Source organism: Lysinibacillus sp. 38-6 (assembly GCF_046245175.1).
GTDB lineage: Bacteria > Bacillota > Bacilli > Bacillales_A > Planococcaceae > Lysinibacillus.
This window is the reverse complement of the sequence record NZ_CP176417.1, coordinates 3,315,071-3,332,500: the sequence shown is the minus strand read 5'-3', so window position 1 is coordinate 3,332,500 and position 17,430 is coordinate 3,315,071. Positions and strand designations below refer to the sequence as shown.

The following is a 17,430-nucleotide window of genomic DNA, read 5'->3' as shown; positions in this document are numbered from 1 at the left end:
AATATTTCACCAGTAATACTTAATTTAATTATCGGACGCGTTGGTGCATATTTATTAACAAACATTACTTCTCCGCGTTCTAAATTAGAAAGTTCAATAATTGTTCCAATAGGTAAGTCAGCCACTAAATCGATTAAAGCTCTTACTACTTTAATATCAAACTTCCCAAACTCAGACTCATTAATCATTTCTATCACTTTAAATGATGATTGCTTAGCTCGATAGACACGTTCACATGTCATCGCATGAAAAACATCCGCAACCGCAATAATTTGAGCAAAGATAGATATATTAGCGATTTTTTCACCTTTTGGATAACCGCTACCGTTTAAACGCTCATGGTGCTGGAAAATAGCCTCTTTTATTGTATCTTTTAAGATCGTTAAGTCCTTTACCATATTATAACTATATATAGGGTGTTTATAAATCTCTGAAAATTCTTGTTCGGTTAACGTCGTTTTTTTATCTCGAATACGTGGATGAACTTTAGCCATACCGCAATCTGCTAATAAACCACCAATGGCAATTTGAATTGTTAACCCTTTATCATAGCCTAATTTTTGAGCAATAACAGAAGAAATTAATGCTGTTCCTACACAATGATGATATAAATAATCTTTTGGATTCGAATACTCGTTTAAGTTAAAAATAATTGTCCGATCTTCTAATACCATATCTAATAATGGCAAAATGATTGTACGCGCTTTTGTAATATCAACCTTTGCTCCTGCTTCCCAATTTTTAAACTCCTTTTTAAATTGGTCAACAGAATTACTGTATACTTTTTTGAAGGTTGGGATTGCTTCTGGCTGGATTGCGAAATCAATTTCTTTTTCGCTCTCCACTGAAACTTCCTTTAAATTATCTTTATATACAGGAGCTCTTGAAATATTAAATGCACTAAAAACTTGTAAATGCTCATGTGATACGACTGTATCCTTAAAGATAATTGGATATTGTGTATTGGCAAAAATATCTTCAGAAATAACTTTTCCTAAGCGTAATTCTGAAATTGGGACAAGTACCGTTTCCACGAAATTAAACACCTCTTTACTATTTCACTTACTTTATCTAAGGTCTAATTATATATTATCACGAATTTCAAAATTATTACTTATTTTTCATGATATAAATAAAAACCGATGACCGCAGCTACAAGTGCTGTTGTCATCGGCTTTTTTTATTCTTCTATTTGTTCATCTTCACCAGATGGATCTTCGTCTTCTTTTTCAACTTTCGCAACAGTGGCAACTAATTCGTCATCTCCTAAACGAATTAAACGAACGCCTTGCGTGCTACGACCAATTAATGAAATATCATTTACATCCATACGGATCAGCATTCCATTGATAGTAATAAGCATTAAATCTTCAGAGCCATCAACCGTTTTAACAGCTACCATCGGACCGTTTTTGTCGGTAATTTGGATTGTTTTTAAACCAACGCCACCGCGACTTTGTAAACGATACTCTTCTTCAGTTGTACGTTTACCATAGCCTTTTTCGGTAACAACTAAAATTTCTTGCCCCGGTTCAACAATTTCCATGCCAACTACTTCGTCACCTTCACGTAGTTTAATACCACGGACACCACCTGCTGTACGTCCCATCGAGCGAATGTCCTCTTCTTGGAAACGAACAAGCATTCCATCACGAGTTCCGATAATAACTTGCTTCATACCATCCGTTAAACGAACAGCAATTAAATCATCATCTTCTCGTAAACTAATAGCGATTAAGCCATTTGTACGGATATTAGCAAATTGTGATACTGGGGTACGCTTCGTAATACCTGTTTTTGTCGTAAAGATAAAGTAAGCATCCTTGTCAAATGAGTCAACACGAATCATTGCTGTAACTTTCTCACCTTTATCGATGTTCAGTAGGTTCACGATTGGTAACCCTTTAGCTGTACGACCGTACTCAGGAATTTCATAACCTTTTGCACGGAATACTTTCCCCTTAGTAGTGAAGAATAAGATCGTATCATGCGTAGATGTATTCATCAGATGTTCTACAAAGTCATCTTCATTTGTACCCATTCCTTGTACACCACGGCCACCACGCTTTTGACTGCGATATGTATTAGCAGCTAAGCGCTTAATATAGCCATTATGCGTTAACGTAACAACTGAATTTTCTACAGGAATTAAATCTTCGTCTTCAATCATTTCCATTCCGCCAGATGTAATCTCTGTGCGTCGAGCATCATTGAAGCGCTCTTTCACTTCTAATATTTCAGTACGTATAATCTCAACAATTTTAGCTTCATCTGCTAAGATCGCTTTTAACTCAGCAATTAGCACTTGTAATTCTTGATATTCCGCCTCAATCTTTTCTCGTTCTAATCCACTTAAACGTACTAAACGCATATCTAAAATTGCTTGCGCCTGACGTTCAGATAAATTGAATCGTTCCATCAATTGCGGTTTAGCTTCTTCACCACTACGAGAACCACGAATAATCGCAATAATTTCATCGATATGGTCAAGGGCAATACGTAAGCCCTCTAAAATGTGCGCACGATCTTCCGCTTTCTTTAAATCGAACTCAGTACGACGGCGAATAATGACTTTCTGATGCTCTAAATAATGATAAAGCATCTCTTTTAAGCCCATTACTTTTGGCTGCCCATTTACTAACGACAGCATATTAACACCGAAGCTTGATTGCATCGCTGTTTGCTTATATAAATTGTTTAACACAACATTGGCATTGGCATCTTTACGCACTTCAATAACTACTCGCATACCACGGCGGTCTGATTCATCACGTAAATTTGTAATGCCATCAATTTTTTTATCGCGAACTAGCTCAGCAATTTTTTCGATTAATTTCGCTTTATTTACTTGGTAAGGTAATTCATGAATAAGAATTGTTTCTTTACCATTTGATTTCTGCTCAATTTCTACTTTAGCTCGAATAACAATGGAGCCACGACCCGTTTCATAGGCGCGGCGAATTCCACTGCGTCCTAAAATTAATCCACCGGTTGGGAAATCCGGTCCGGGGACAATTTCCATCAATTCTTCTGTCGTAATAGCAGGGTTTTCAGATAGTGCTAACACCCCGTCAATCGTTTCCCCTAGATTGTGTGGAGGAATATTCGTTGCCATACCAACCGCAATCCCTGCCGCACCATTTACTAATAAGTTTGGATAACGACTTGGTAAAACGACTGGTTCTTTTTCAGAGCCATCATAGTTATCCGTATAGTCAATTGTATTTTTATTAATATCACGAAGCATTTCCATGGCAATACGAGACATACGTGATTCTGTATAACGCATCGCTGCCGCTCCATCGCCATCGACAGAACCAAAGTTCCCATGACCATCAACTAGCATGTAACGATAACTAAAATCTTGCGCCATACGTACCATTGCATCATAAATAGAGGAGTCACCATGCGGATGGTATTTACCCATTACATCCCCAACGATACGTGCTGATTTTTTATACGCTTTATCTGCTGTATTACCCAACTCTTGCATGCCGTATAAAATACGACGATGAACTGGCTTTAATCCATCGCGTACATCTGGTAATGCACGCGAAACGATTACACTCATTGCATAATCGAGGAAGGATGTTTCGATTTCTTCTGTTATATTAACTCCTTTTACACCGGAGCGTTCTTGTTCTGACAAAGTGTAGACCTCCCCTCAAGAAAAATTAAATATCTAAATTAGCGTAAACCGCATTTTCTTCAATAAACTGACGACGAGGTTCTACTTCATCGCCCATTAAACGTTCGAAAGCTTCGTTCGCTTTAATTGCATCATCTAACTCCACTTGCAACAATGTGCGGTGCTCAGGATCCATTGTTGTTTCCCAAAGTTGCTCTGCGTTCATTTCCCCAAGACCTTTATAACGTTGTACAACAGGTTTTGGCATACTTGATAATCTTCCTAAAATCTCTTGTAGCGCAATATCATCATAGCAATATTCAACATGCTTCCCTTGCTTCACTTGATAAAGTGGTGGCTGTGCAATATAAATATAGCCAGCATCTACTAGAGGTCGTAGGAAACGGAAGAAGAATGTTAAAAGTAACGTACGGATATGTGCTCCGTCTACGTCGGCATCCGTCATAATAATGATTTTATGATAACGTGCTTTTTCTAAATTAAATTCTTCACCAATACCAGTACCGAACGCTGTAATCATTGCTCGAATTTCTGCATTGGATAATATTTTATCTAATCGCGCTTTTTCAACGTTCAAAATTTTACCACGTAACGGTAAAATCGCTTGGAAATGACGGTCACGTCCAGATTTTGCTGAACCACCGGCAGAGTCACCCTCTACAATATAAATTTCGCATTCCGCTGGATTCGTAGAAGAACAGTCAGCTAATTTACCAGGTAAACTTGATACTTCAAGCGCAGATTTGCGGCGTGTAAATTCACGCGCTTTCTTCGCTGCGACACGGGCGCGAGCTGCCATTAAACCTTTATCAATGATTTTACGTGCGACAGTTGGATTTTCTAACATGAATCGTTCAAAACCATCTGAGAATAATGCATTCGTAATTTGGCTAACTTCCGAGTTACCAAGCTTTGTTTTTGTTTGTCCTTCAAATTGTGGGTCTGGGTGCTTAACAGATACAATAGCTGTTAACCCTTCTCGCACGTCTTCACCAGTAAGGTTCGCATCTGCTTCTTTTAATAAACCATTTTTACGTGCGTAATCATTAATTACACGCGTAAGCGCAGTTTTAAAGCCAGATTCATGCGTACCACCTTCGTACGTATTGATGTTATTAGCGAATGAGAAAATATTTGATGAAAAGCCAGCGTTATATTGCATGGCAATCTCAATTGAAATACCATCTTTTTCACCAAGGACATCGATTGGTTCATGAATTGGCTCTTTCGATTTGTTTAAGTGCTCTACATAAGAACGAATACCACCTTCATAATGATATGTAGTAGAACGTATCTCATCTTCACGCTCATCTGCAATTGTAATGCGGATACCGCGATTTAAATAAGCTAATTCACGAATACGATGTGCTAAAATATCGAATTCATAAACGGTTGTTTCTTTAAAAATTTCTGGGTCTGCTTTAAAACGAGTAGTTGTTCCGTTATGATCTGTTTCACCAATAACAGTTAATGCCTGTTTCGTTTGACCACGCTCAAATTTAATTTCATGAATTTGTCCTTCACGATGAACTTGAACAATTGTCTCAACTGATAAAGCATTTACAACAGATGCCCCTACACCATGGAGACCACCAGATACTTTGTAACCTCCACCGCCGAATTTACCACCGGCATGGAGCACAGTCATAATAACTTCAACTGCTGGCTTACCCATCTTTTCTTGAATACTAACAGGAATTCCTCGTCCATTATCTTCTACACGAATCCAGTTATCTTTTTCAATCGTAACTGAAATATCTGTACAAAATCCTGCCAGCGCTTCATCTATACTATTATCGACTATTTCCCACACCAAATGGTGAAGTCCTTTAGAGCTTGTTGAACCGATATACATCCCCGGTCTTTTACGAACCGCTTCTAAACCTTCTAATACCTGTATCTGATCGGCTTCATACGCTTGATCTTGTAAACCTTCGTTTTCTATAGCCACGGCTTCCATCTACTCCTTCATAACATCGTTGTGTGTAAATGAATGAACAGTCAACCGAGCTGACTATTACCATTCTTTTATAATCTAAAAAACTCCCTGGCTAACTTTCTTCAATCGCACCTTGTTTCACGTGGAACAGCTGTGCATGTTCCATCGTCTCATGATGAATTCCATCTACACTTGTCGTTGTGACAAAAGTTTGGACTTCACCTTGAATGGTATTTAATAAGTGCGATTGGCGATAATCATCGAGTTCCGACAATACATCGTCTAAAAGTAGAATGGGTGTTTCATTTGTTTCTTGTTTAATTAGCTCAATTTCGGCGAGCTTTAATGACAGTGCAGTTGTACGTTGCTGACCTTGTGAGCCATATGTTTGCACATCATAATCATTCACTAAAAATTGTAAATCGTCACGATGTGGTCCTACTAGCGTGACGCCACGATCAAATTCTCGGTCCTTAACCTCTACTAGCTTTTTCAGCAATACATCTTCTATTTCACTCGACGTATGCCCTTTATCGATACCTGCTACGGTGCGGTATTTAATAACTAGCGTTTCCTTGCCTTGTGAAATCCCTGCATGAATTGGTTCTGCCCAATCCTGTAATAAATCCATAAATTGAAATCTTTTACGAATAATTTGGGTAGCTGCGTGAATATACTGCTCATTATAAACATCATACATGACGTCGTTGGTCATTACCTTGCCCTGATTCATTTTTAAATAATGATTACGCTGTTTTAAAATCTTCTGAAAGGTTAATAAATCATGTAAGTAGACAGGCGAAATTTGGCCAATCTCCATATCGATAAATCGTCGGCGTATTTGCGGACTGCCTTTTACAACATTCAAATCTTCCGGCGCAAACATGACTACATTCATTTGACCAATATAATGACTAAGGCGACTTTGTTCGATGTGATTAATCTTCCCTTTTTTGCCTTTTTTCGTAATAGTAAGCTCTATCGGTAAAATACCGTGCCTTTTTTGAACGGCCCCTTCTATTTTACCATAGTCTGAATCCCAACGTATCAATTCTTTATCGTTCGTTGTGCGATGTGATTTTGCCATCGCTAATACGTAGATTGATTCCATAACATTTGTTTTACCTTGAGCATTTTCACCAATAAATACATTTATTTTTGGAGAGAAATTCAACGCCAAAGCGTCATAGTTACGGTAATTTGTAAGTTTTAACTGCTCTATATGCATAATTTATTGTCCAGTGGGCCCAACAATTCGGAACCGGCCACATCCAGGGATATTTACAACATCTCCGTTACGTAATTTGCGTCCACGGCGATCGTCTACCTCGCCATTTACGTAAACATCATTTTCGTGTAAAAACCATTTGGCCATGCCGCCTGAGCTAATAGCATCGGTCATTTTTAAAAGTTGCCCTAACGTGACAAACTCTACATCGATTTCAATGTCTTTCATAGATGTGTTACCCTCCAAATACAGAATGTCTATCTCTCTATCATACCTAAAAATGCTCGATAAGTAAAAAAAGATAGCCGCAACTAGCGACTATCCGAAAGTTTATCTACTCAAGTAAGCGTTACATTTCCCTATACTGTGTCTAGAATACACATTGGCAAATTAATATGTGCGAACCGGTAAAATTAGTTGTAAGATTGCATCGTCATGAACAGAACGTAAAATAAACGGTCTCATAGCGCCTGTAAATTGGATTACTACATCTTGGCCATCGATTGCTTTCAATGCTTCCATCATGTATTTTGCGCTAAAGGAAATTTTTAAGCTATCCCCTTCTAATGCTTCTACAGGTATTTCTTCTTGTACTTTACCAATCTCCGGAGAATTCGATGATACTTCAACCGCTTGATTGTCTAAAATTTCAAATCGTACGACATTATTACGGTCACCACGTGCTACAAGTGATGCACGATCAATTGCTTGTAATAATGCTTTACCGTTAATCGTCACATTTGTTTGATATTCTTCTGGAATTAAACGTGATGTATCTGGGTAGTTTCCTTCAAGCAAGCGAGAGAAGAATAATACATCCCCTGTTTTAAATAATACTTGCTGACTTGTAATAACAATTTGTACAAGGTTTGTAGAATCCTCTAACACTTTATTTAATTCATTTAAACTTTTACCTGGAATGACTACACTATGTTCAACTTCTGGTAGTTCTTCTAATTGCACTTTACGTCTTGCTAAACGGTGACTATCTGTTGCAACACAGATTAAAGTTTCATTTTTGATCTGCCAGTTTACACCTGTCAACACCGGTCTGCTTTCAGAAGTAGCAACTGCAAATACTGTTTCACGGATAATAGATTTAAGTAAGTCTGCAGGTATAGTAAATTTTTGATCTTCCGTTAATTCAGGTAGCAATGGATATTCAGCAGCATCAGAGCCAATTAAATGGAATTCTGATTTACCTGAACGAATATGCGTTTGGAAACCTGTTGTTACGTGGATCTCTACTTCGTTTGTTGGCAATTTACGTACGATTTCATTGAACATACGTGCTTGTACAACAATTGAACCTGTTTCGGCAATGTGAATAATTTGCTGACCATCTTCTTCTACTGGAATAAATGTTTGGATTGTAATATCGGCATCACTACCTGTTAAACGAATTCCTTCGTTCGTCACATCCATTTTAATCCCCGTTAATATCGGAATAGTCGTTTTAGAACTTACGGCTTTCATGACATCATTTAAACCTTCTAGTAAACGGTCACGTAAAATATCAAATTTCATTTGTTTTCCCTCACATATTTATATTATTTATTTATTAAATATAAAAGATATAGTAATAGGCCCTGTGGATTTGTGGATAAGTGGTTCTATGTGAATAAAATCAGTCTATCCACATGTAGATAGACTGTGTATAAGTTTGTGTTTAAATATTTGAGTTGTCCACAAGATTATTTCCCTAGCATGCTTCGAATTTGTTTAATATCTTGTTGCAGTTGCGCGTCATTTTTCAACAAAGAAGATATTTTTTCATGAGCATGGATAACAGTCGTATGATCGCGACCACCAAACTCTTCACCAATTTTCGGCAGCGAGAAATCTGTTAATTCGCGCGATAAAAACATCGCAATTTGTCGAGGAAAGGCGATTAGTTTTGTACGTTTTTTAGCTGCAAAATCTTCTAAACGAATATTAAAGTGCTCTCCGACGGCATTTTGAATGTCTAAAATCGTGACAGTTCTTGGCTTCGAATTTGGAATGATATCTTTTAACGCTTCAGCAGCTAATGTAGCCGTAATATCTTTATTGACTAGCGATGAGTACGCCACGACACGAATAAGCGCACCTTCAAGCTCCCGAATATTGGAGTCAATCTGGTTCGCGATATAGAGCATTACTTCGTTAGGTACGTCTAAACCGTCTGCTTTTGCTTTTTTTCGAAGAATGGCAATACGTGTTTCTAAATCTGGAGGAGCTATATCGGTAATAAGCCCCCACTCAAAACGAGAACGTAAGCGATCTTCTAAAGTAGGAATTTCCTTTGGTGGACGGTCACTTGAGATGACAATTTGTTTCGATTCCTCATGTAATGTGTTAAACGTATGGAAAAATTCTTCTTGAGTTGATTCTTTTCCGGCAAGGAATTGAATATCATCAATTAGCAGTACATCTACATTACGATATTTGTTGCGAAAATCGAGTGCTTTATTATCACGAATAGAGTTAATAAATTCATTTGTAAACTTTTCTGATGATAAGTACACGACTTTTGCATTTGGATTATGTTCTAACACATAATGGCCAATTGCGTGCATTAAATGCGTTTTGCCAAGCCCTACTCCCCCATATATAAAGAATGGGTTATATGCCTTAGCAGGGGCTTCAGCGACAGCTAATGATGCAGCATGCGCAAAGCGGTTTCCAGAGCCAATAACGAACGTATCAAATGTATATTTCGGATTTAACATCCCTGGTGAAATATCATGTTGGTCGTCATTTTTAGCTTGGATAATCGGCGCTGGTAAGTCAAAATCGTCCGAATCCTGGTTCTTTTGAACAACAAATTTAATAAGCAAGTCTTCGCCTGTTAGCTCCGTTAATATACCTGTAATCAAATGAATATAATGATTTTCAAGCCAGTCCCGAGCAAACGAATTTGGCGCGGCGATTGTCACAGTCGAACCACTTCCATTGTAGGAAAGTAATTTTGTAGACTTCAGCCACGTTTCAAAGCTTGGTTTAGAAATTTTTTGTTCAACTTGAGCCAGGACATTATTCCATAATTCTTCTAAATGTTCCAAGCTGCTATTCTCCTTTACAGTTCAATACATATACAGCAATAAAAAATAACGTGCATTTATTATAAGTAAATACGTTCATGTTACGACTAATCCACAAAATCACAAGCTGTGGATAATAGTTAACCAAAGGCTGTGATAAAAATTATCCACAGCATATTAACAGTTGTGGATAAAAGATTAGTTCGATTTAGTTTTCAACAAAGTGAAGCACAGTTATCGTATCAGAAAAACAAAGCTATTTCAATAGTTTATGAAACTTATCCACATAACTTTAATTTACCCACTTTCGAGTTGTCCACAAGCACTGCTTATGTGAAAAAGTTGTAGATAACGGTTGTGGATAAAAAATAATGCAAAAAATACTATACACAAGTCTGTGTAAAAAAAACAAGTAATCTGTGGATAATTTAAAAGAGAGGAAAGGTAAACATAGATTAGGCGGATTGAAAGAAATTTATAAAATACATTGACAAAATAGCTAATTACTTTATATAATATGCAGGTCTGTATGTTGAAAAATTCAACTTTCATTCAGGAGGTGTCTATATACAATGAAACGTACTTACCAACCAAAGAAACGTAAGCACAGCAAAGTTCACGGTTTCCGCGCACGTATGAGCACGAAAAACGGTCGCAAAGTTCTTGCTGCTCGTCGTCGTAAAGGAAGAAAAGTTTTATCAGCATAAAATAAGTCCACTGAGCCACATCAGTGGTCTTTTTTTTCTTTATTTTTTGAAGCCGATAAGGATCAAAAGAATAATTAGTAGCAGGTGAAAGTCATGAAAAAACGCCAACGAGTGAAAAAGAATGAAGATTTTCAAAAGGTGTTTAAAAAAGGTAAGTCTTTCGCAAATCGTCAGTTTGTTGTTTATTTCTTACCAAAAGAGGGACAAACGGAATTTCGCGTAGGTTTATCAGTTAGTAAAAAGCTTGGCAATGCGGTAACACGCAACCAAATTAAACGTTATATTCGGCAAAGTATTCATGAGTTAAAAGATGAAATAAAGCCGAATATGGACTATGTTATTATCGCCAGACATCCGGCGGCCACTATGGATTTTCATGAAGTGAAACAAAGTTTGCAGCATGTACTACGAATTGCTAGAGTATTGAAGAAATCGTAATACATACGGCAACCAAAGTGGCGGTAAAATACACTTTTAAAAAGATTCCACAACTACTTATGTAAATTTAGTTAACAGCTTTACTGCATGTGCATTGAAGATTTAGCATATTTAGTAGAGTGAAAGCTAATTTGCATGATAAAATAACTGATAACTTTATTCAGTAGAAAAAATAAAATTGAATAGAGACAATGCATATAGATTTTAGAAAAGTGAATAGTATTTGTAGGGGGAAGACGGTTGAAAAAACAACTTTGGGTAATTTTGTCGCTAGTATCAGTAGCATTCCTACTATCTGGGTGTACAGAATTTAACGAACCAATATCCAAAGATAGCCAAGGCTTCTGGAATGAATTCATTGTTTGGCCGCTAGTATCAGCGATAAAGTATTTTGCTGATTTACTTGGTACGTATGCATGGGGAATTATTGCTGTAACGATTATTATTCGTTTAGCAATTCTGCCATTGATGATTAAACAAACAAAGAGCTCGAAAAAAATGCAAGAAATTCAGCCAAAATTGAAGGAATTGCAGAAGAAGTATGCTTCTAAGGATGCACAAACACAGAAACAGTATCAGCAAGAAATGATGAAGCTGATGAGTGAGTCCGGTGTAAACCCAGTTGCTGGATGTTTACCAGTAATCATTCAAATGCCGATTTTAATGGGTTTCTACCACGCAATTAACCGAATGAATGCTACAGCTGCTTTTGATTTAGGAAATTTCTTCATTTTCCCATTAGCAGATCCTGCACCAGCTTTGGCAATCATAGCTGGTATCATGCAATTTATCGTTTTACGTACGGGCCCAGCAATGGATAACCCTCAAATGAAAATTATGATGTATATTATGCCAGTCATGATTATCGGTTTCGGTATGGCATTACCAGCTGCATTATCACTATATTGGGTAATCGGGAATATTATCTCGATTCTTCAAAACCTTTATATTTATAAACCTTGGCAAAAAAATAAAACACAACCTGCTCAAAATGGAGGGGCTAAAAAGTGAAACAACTTACGCAAATAGGCGCAACAACACAAGAAGCGATCTCATTGGCGTTACAGAAACTTGGCAAAACCCGTGAACAAGTAGATGTTGAAGTTTTACAAAAAGGCAAAAAAGGATTTTTAGGTTTTGGAGCACGTTCTGCAGAAGTACGTGTGACTGTAAAAGAAGTACATGTTCATCCAACGACAGAAGTAGCGGAGCAAGTTGATACGGTTACGAATCAATGGAACGAACAAAAAGTAGTGGAAGACGTTGAAATAGTAAGTTCACGAGTTTCAGAACAACCAATGAACATCGAAGCTGTACAACAAGACGTTATTGAGGCAAAAAAAGAGGAAGAAGATAACACTGTCAATCCAATTGACGAAGCAAAAGCTTACTTAGTAAGTATAGCGGAGCAATTAGACATTCAAGATCTTGAAATTGAAACGACACGTGAAGGTAAAAATGTGCTGTTTCAATTAAAAAGTGAGAAGGCGGCGCTATTAATAGGGAAACGTGGTCAAACGTTAAATTCCTTACAGCAATTAACGCAACTTGTATTAAATAAAACCGCTAAACAGTTCTTAATGGTCAAATTAGATGTCGAAAACTACCGAGAACGTCGCCAAGTTGCCTTAGAGCAATTGGCGGATCGTATGGCTGATAAGGCACTTCGATTAAATCAACGTGTGGCATTCGAGCCGATGCAATCATACGAAAGAAAAATCATTCATAATCAATTAGCGAATCGCCTTGATATTGAAACATATTCAGAAGGCACAGAACCGAATCGCTATTTAGTTATTGAACCAGTAAAGAATGCTTAGGCTTTCTTTACAAAAAGGCATACAGACATATGCTATGAAAAACGGTCATTTTATCGTTGTGATAAAGTGACCGTTTTTTGCTGTCTGGAAAGCTGGAATAGTAAACGTAGGGGATACAATAAGTCGTAATATGTCGGATATTGCGTGTGTCAAAGTGAACACAATCGGGAGATAATTTAATTATCCACAATTGGCAATTATCCTTACTTTAGATTTTGTTGAAAATATGTTAGTCTAAGATGTTAGAAAGTGTTGCTCGGTTTTAATTATCCACATGTGGATAACGTTAAGGAGGTAATGAAATGGAGTTCGATACAATTGCTGCGATATCCACACCGATGGGTGAAGGTGCTATTGCCATAGTTCGCTTAAGTGGTGATGAAGCAGTAGCCATTGCAGATAAAATATTTAAAGCGCCTAGTGGGAAAAGTTTAACGAAGCAGGCATCACATACAATCCATTATGGACACTTAGTTGATCCTAAAACAAATGAGGTAGTAGAGGAAGTAATGCTATCGTTAATGCGAGGACCGAAAACGTTCACGCGTGAAGATGTAGTAGAGATTAACTGCCATGGAGGACTTGTATCGGTTAATCGCGTATTAAAATTAGTATTAACAAATGGCGCAAGACTTGCCGAGCCAGGAGAATTTACAAAGCGTGCGTTTTTAAATGGTCGTATTGATTTATCGCAGGCCGAAGCGGTGATGGATTTAATTCGAGCGAAGACAGATCGTGCGATGAATGTAGCGCTCGGTCAAATGGATGGTAAATTATCTCGCCTTATCGGGGATTTACGCCAAGCATTACTAGAGACTTTAGCGCAAGTAGAGGTTAATATAGATTATCCAGAGTATGATGATGTAGAGGAAATGACCGTGCCGGTATTGCTAGAAAAATGTACATGGGTACGTGATGAAATCATTAAACTTTTACAAACGTCATCTCAGGGCAAAATTTTACGTGAAGGTTTATCGACGGTTATTTTAGGTCGACCAAATGTAGGGAAATCTTCACTTTTAAATAGTTTAGTGCAAGAAAATAAAGCGATTGTGACAGATATTGCAGGTACAACTCGTGATATTATAGAAGAGTATGTAAATGTACGTGGCGTACCGCTACGTTTAGTTGATACAGCCGGTATTCGCGAAACAGAAGATATTGTCGAGCGAATTGGTGTTGAACGTTCTCGTGAAGCGCTACGTGGCGCAGATTTAATTTTATTCGTTTTAAACTATGCGGATGAATTAACGATTGAAGATGAACGTCTCTTCGAAACAATCGAGGCGATGGACTATATCGTCATTGTCAATAAAACAGATTTACCGCAAAAAATCGATTTAGCACGTGTAAAAGAATTAGCAGGTAGTCATCGCATTGTGACAACGTCTCTTTTACAAGAAGAAGGAATAGCAGAATTAGAGGAAGCCATTGCTGCATTATTCTTCGAGGGTCAAATCGAAGCGGGCGATTTAACATATGTATCAAATGCACGCCATATTGCATTACTCCATCAAGCGCAAGCGACGGTAGAGGATGCTTTAGCTGGAGCACAAGCAGGTGTACCAGTTGATATGGTGCAAATAGATGTAACTAGAACGTGGGAGATACTTGGTGAAATTATTGGTGATACGGTGCAAGAAAGCCTAATTAATCAGCTATTTTCACAGTTCTGTTTAGGAAAATAATTCTACTAGAGAAGGGAAGATACGAGCATGCCAACACAATATGAGGCAGGCACGTTTGATGTGATTGTTATTGGAGCAGGTCATGCAGGCGCAGAAGCTGCGTATGCTAGTGCTAAAATGGGCGCGAATACGCTTATGTTAACAATCAACTTAGATATGATTGCATTTATGCCATGTAATCCATCCATTGGTGGCCCTGCAAAAGGGATTGTCGTACGTGAAATTGACGCACTTGGTGGGGTCATGGGGAAAGTCATTGATAAAACGCATATTCAAATGCGTATGTTGAATACAGGGAAAGGTCCAGCCGTACGTGCATTACGCGCACAAGCAGACAAAGTCCTATACCAACATGAAATGAAACGTGTGTTAGAAGAAAATGAAAACTTAACGATTCACCAAGCAATGGTGGAAGAGCTTATTATAGAAGATGGCGAAGTAAAAGGTGTGATTACGCAAATTGGCGCTATTTATCGTGCCAACGCTGTAATTGTCACTACAGGGACATTCCTACGCGGTGAAATTATTATTGGTGACATGAAATATTCAAGTGGCCCAAATAACCAACAGCCTTCTATTCGCTTAGCAGATAATTTAAAGGAATTAGGTTTTGAACTTGTACGCTTTAAAACAGGTACACCGCCTCGTGTCAATAGCCGTACAATTGATTACTCGAAAACAGAAATACAACCAGGGGATGATGTCCCACGTGCATTTAGTTTTGAAACAACTGAATTCATTATGGATCAACTTCCTTGTTGGTTAACGTATACAAGCCCTCAAACGCATGAAATTATTGAGGCGAATTTACATCTTTCACCGATGTACTCAGGTATGATTAAAGGAACTGGCCCGCGCTATTGTCCTTCAATTGAAGATAAAGTCGTGCGATTTAATGATAAGCCGCGCCACCAAATTTTCTTAGAGCCAGAAGGTCGCAATACAAGAGAAGTGTATGTGCAAGGGTTATCGACAAGCTTACCTGAACATGTGCAGCAGCGCTTATTAAAATCTATTCCAGGTTTAGAACAAGCTGAAATGATGCGTGCAGGTTATGCTATTGAGTATGATGCCATTGTGCCAACGCAATTATGGCCAACATTAGAAACGAAACGTATTAAAGGTTTATATACAGCCGGTCAAATTAACGGCACATCAGGCTATGAAGAAGCGGCTGCACAAGGCTTAATGGCGGGTATGAATGCTGCTGCCAACGTGCTAGGTAAAGAAGAGCTGATTTTAAGCCGTTCAGAAGCTTATATTGGCGTATTGATCGATGATTTAGTAACAAAAGGTACGAATGAGCCTTATCGTCTCCTTACATCTCGTGCAGAATACCGTTTACTACTGCGTCATGATAATGCAGATTTACGTTTAGTAGAGCACGGTTATAGAATGGGCATGTTATCAGAACAACGTTACGAAAAATTCATCGAGAAAAAATCATTAATTGAAAATGAAATTGCCCGCCTTCGTGAAGTGATTATTAAGCCAAATGAAGTAACGCAAGCTACTATTCGTTCAGTAGGCGGTAGCGAACTAAAAGACGGCATCCGTGGCGCCGATTTATTAAAACGTACGGAAATGCACTACGATTTAGTGGCGTCATTAATACCAGCTGATATTGAATTTTCAGAGGAAGTAAAAGAGCAAATTGAAATTCAGCTAAAATATGAAGGCTATATTGAAAAGGCATTGCAACAAGTTGAAAAGCTTCATAAAATGGAAAATAAAAAAATACCAGAAAACATTGATTATGATGCCATTTCAGGTCTTGCTACAGAAGCACGACAAAAGTTAAAACAAGTTACACCACTTTCTATTGCACAGGCGTCACGAATTTCGGGTGTAAACCCTGCTGACATTTCGATTTTATTAGTCTATATTGAACAAGGTAAAATCGCGCGTGTAAGTGGCGAATAATAGAGTAACAGTAAAGTGAATAAGAGGCGGGCATACCATTGTGCCCGCTTCCTATTTTTAGGCAATGTTATGCTTCAAAATTCATTGTTTGCTTCCTACTGAGCATGACAATGAACAAACAGACAATACTGAGCCATTTTTTAAAGGAGACCTTACATGAACGAACAACAATTTATTGAGGCATTGAAGGACAAGGGCATCGAGCTTTCTGACAAGCAAGTCGCACAGTTCAAAAAGTATTTTGAACTGCTTGTCGAATGGAATGAAAAAATGAACCTAACGGCTATTACCGATTTAGAAGGTGTCTATTTAAAACATTTCTATGATTCAATTAGTGCCTCGTTTTATTTTGATTTTACACAGGTAACAACCGTTTGTGATGTAGGAGCAGGTGCTGGCTTCCCTAGTATTCCAATTAAAATCTGCTTCCCACATTTACAAGTAACAATTGTAGACTCGTTAAATAAACGCATTACATTTTTAAATCATTTAAGTGAAACATTGCAGCTAGATGGTATGCACTTTGTCCATGCTCGTGCAGAGGAATTCGGTCAAAATGTAAGCTATCGTGAGCAATTCGATGTTGTGACTGCCCGTGCAGTAGCTCGCTTGTCTGTACTATCAGAATTATGTGTGCCATTGGCAAAACAGGGTGGTTATTTTGTTGCACTAAAGGCTGCAGCAGGCCCAGAAGAATTAAAAGATGCGAAAAAAGCATTGAACACTTTAGGTGTGACATTAAAAGAAGAATATTCTTTCTCACTACCTGTTGAAGAAAGTGAACGAACTTTATATGTTTTTGATAAAATAAAAGGAACACCAAAAAAATACCCGCGTAAGCCTGGTGTACCAAATAAAACACCTATTCAATAATTAGTGTTTCATGTGAAACGTCTCAAACTGGAAAAATATTTTTTCTCGTTTGAGCATACATACTAGTTATGGATGGTTCACGCAAATGACATCTATGAACTATATACATTTTAGGAAATATAATAAATAATAATAGAATGAG

Annotated in this window: 14 protein-coding genes (1 of these 14 running past the window's edge); 7 read left to right on the top strand and 7 right to left on the bottom strand. The window is 37.8% G+C overall.

Going from position 1 to position 17,430, the window contains the following annotated elements:
- The 7 genes from ACKVEV_RS17050 to dnaA all read right to left on the bottom strand — a co-directional run.
- Positions 1 to 1,034, bottom strand: the 5' portion of a protein-coding gene (locus tag ACKVEV_RS17050; RefSeq protein ID WP_409367474.1) for an HD-GYP domain-containing protein. 55 nt of this gene lie to the left of the window's left edge; only the first 1,034 of its 1,089 coding nucleotides appear in the window; the start codon lies at positions 1,032 to 1,034; the stop codon falls past the left edge of the window.
- Positions 1,035 to 1,180: 146 nt separating this feature from the next.
- Complete coding sequence (gyrA, locus tag ACKVEV_RS17045) at positions 1,181 to 3,649, bottom strand: DNA gyrase subunit A (protein ID WP_409367473.1); 2,469 nt, start codon at positions 3,647 to 3,649, stop codon at positions 1,181 to 1,183.
- Positions 3,650 to 3,674: 25 nt separating this feature from the next.
- Positions 3,675 to 5,609 (bottom strand): DNA topoisomerase (ATP-hydrolyzing) subunit B, encoded by a 1,935-nt coding sequence (gene gyrB, locus ACKVEV_RS17040; RefSeq protein ID WP_409367472.1) that lies wholly within the window; start codon positions 5,607 to 5,609, stop codon positions 3,675 to 3,677.
- A gap of 91 nt (positions 5,610 to 5,700) precedes the next feature.
- On the bottom strand, positions 5,701 to 6,816 hold the full coding sequence (gene recF / locus ACKVEV_RS17035; RefSeq protein WP_409367471.1) for a DNA replication/repair protein RecF: 1,116 nt from the start codon (positions 6,814 to 6,816) through the stop codon (positions 5,701 to 5,703).
- 3 nt (positions 6,817 to 6,819) lie between these two features.
- Positions 6,820 to 7,044 carry a S4 domain-containing protein YaaA gene (gene yaaA, locus ACKVEV_RS17030; protein WP_024364626.1) on the bottom strand — a complete coding sequence of 75 codons (225 nt, stop codon included), beginning with the start codon at positions 7,042 to 7,044 and terminating at the stop codon, positions 6,820 to 6,822.
- A gap of 162 nt (positions 7,045 to 7,206) precedes the next feature.
- On the bottom strand, positions 7,207 to 8,343 hold the full coding sequence (dnaN, locus tag ACKVEV_RS17025; RefSeq protein WP_409367470.1) for a DNA polymerase III subunit beta: 1,137 nt from the start codon (positions 8,341 to 8,343) through the stop codon (positions 7,207 to 7,209).
- Between the two features lie 167 nt (positions 8,344 to 8,510).
- Positions 8,511 to 9,860 (bottom strand): chromosomal replication initiator protein DnaA, encoded by a 1,350-nt coding sequence (dnaA, locus tag ACKVEV_RS17020; protein WP_409367469.1) that lies wholly within the window; start codon positions 9,858 to 9,860, stop codon positions 8,511 to 8,513.
- 551 nt (positions 9,861 to 10,411) lie between these two features.
- Here dnaA and rpmH point away from each other — a divergent pair.
- The 7 genes from rpmH to rsmG all read left to right on the top strand — a co-directional run bounded on the left by rpmH (position 10,412) and on the right by rsmG (position 17,288).
- Positions 10,412 to 10,546 (top strand): 50S ribosomal protein L34, encoded by a 135-nt coding sequence (gene rpmH / locus ACKVEV_RS17015; RefSeq protein ID WP_004233310.1) that lies wholly within the window; start codon positions 10,412 to 10,414, stop codon positions 10,544 to 10,546.
- Positions 10,547 to 10,639: 93 nt separating this feature from the next.
- Positions 10,640 to 10,984: a ribonuclease P protein component gene (gene rnpA / locus ACKVEV_RS17010; protein WP_409367468.1), complete on the top strand. Its 345-nt coding sequence runs from the start codon at positions 10,640 to 10,642 to the stop codon at positions 10,982 to 10,984.
- A gap of 240 nt (positions 10,985 to 11,224) precedes the next feature.
- Positions 11,225 to 11,995 (top strand): membrane protein insertase YidC, encoded by a 771-nt coding sequence (yidC, locus tag ACKVEV_RS17005; RefSeq protein WP_409367467.1) that lies wholly within the window; start codon positions 11,225 to 11,227, stop codon positions 11,993 to 11,995.
- Entirely contained in the window at positions 11,992 to 12,804 is an 813-nt protein-coding gene (gene jag / locus ACKVEV_RS17000) for an RNA-binding cell elongation regulator Jag/EloR (protein ID WP_409367466.1), read from the top strand. The genes yidC and jag overlap by 4 nt, the downstream gene beginning before the upstream one ends.
- 302 nt (positions 12,805 to 13,106) lie before the next feature.
- A complete protein-coding gene (gene mnmE, locus ACKVEV_RS16995) occupies positions 13,107 to 14,492 on the top strand; it encodes a tRNA uridine-5-carboxymethylaminomethyl(34) synthesis GTPase MnmE (protein WP_409367465.1) in 1,386 nt (461 codons plus the stop codon).
- A gap of 27 nt (positions 14,493 to 14,519) precedes the next feature.
- Positions 14,520 to 16,415, top strand: coding sequence for a tRNA uridine-5-carboxymethylaminomethyl(34) synthesis enzyme MnmG (mnmG, locus tag ACKVEV_RS16990; protein ID WP_409367464.1), 1,896 nt, complete (start codon positions 14,520 to 14,522; stop codon positions 16,413 to 16,415).
- Positions 16,416 to 16,571: 156 nt separating this feature from the next.
- On the top strand, positions 16,572 to 17,288 hold the full coding sequence (gene rsmG, locus ACKVEV_RS16985) for a 16S rRNA (guanine(527)-N(7))-methyltransferase RsmG (protein WP_409367463.1): 717 nt from the start codon (positions 16,572 to 16,574) through the stop codon (positions 17,286 to 17,288).
- Positions 17,289 to 17,430: the final 142 nt, after the last annotated feature.